The following is a 672-nucleotide window of genomic DNA, read 5'->3' as shown; positions in this document are numbered from 1 at the left end:
TTCACCGCCAACGAGAGCGGTCTGCTCGGCATGGCGCTGGACCCCGCGTTCGACACGAACAAGTGGATCTACCTCTACTACTCGCCCACGGGCTCGGAGAACGTCGACCGGCTGAGCCGGTTCACGGTCACCGGGGACACCCTGGACCTGGCGAGTGAGAAGAAGGTCATGGACGTGCCGGTGCAGCGGGCCGAGTGCTGCCACCACGGCGGCGGCCTGGTGATGGACCCCAAGACCGGCAACCTCTGGCTGGGCACGGGCGACAACACCAACCCCTTCGCCTCCGACGGCTTCGCGCCGATCGACGAGCAGTCGGGCCGGTCCAACTGGGACGCCCAGCGCACCTCGGCCAACACCAACAGCCTGAGCGGCAAGCTGCTGCGCATCCACCCCGAGGCGGACGGCACCTACACCATCCCGGCGGGCAACCTGTTCGCCCCGGGCACGGCCAAGACCAAGCCGGAGATCTACGGCATGGGCTTCCGTAACCCGTTCCGGATCGGCCTGGACCCCAAGACCGGCAACATCATGCTGGGCGAGTACGGCCCCGACTCCAACTCCGCGAACGCCAACCGTGGCCCGCAGAACACGGTGGAGTGGAACCTCATCTCCAAGCCGGGCAACTTCGGCTGGCCGTACTGCATCGGCAACAACTCGCCCTACATCGACTAC

At 66.8% G+C, this 672-nt stretch carries 1 protein-coding gene; it reads left to right on the top strand.

Features of this window, described 5'->3' with window-relative positions; translation table 11 throughout:
- Nucleotides 1-672 (top strand): PQQ-dependent sugar dehydrogenase (locus Mam01_RS36115; RefSeq protein ID WP_204289703.1); only part of this gene is annotated, 672 nt, incomplete at both ends.

This window comes from Microbispora amethystogenes (assembly GCF_016863015.1).
Lineage (GTDB): Bacteria > Actinomycetota > Actinomycetes > Streptosporangiales > Streptosporangiaceae > Microbispora > Microbispora amethystogenes.
Note: the sequence above shows the minus strand (reverse complement) of the source record. Positions and strands in the feature narration are given on the sequence as shown.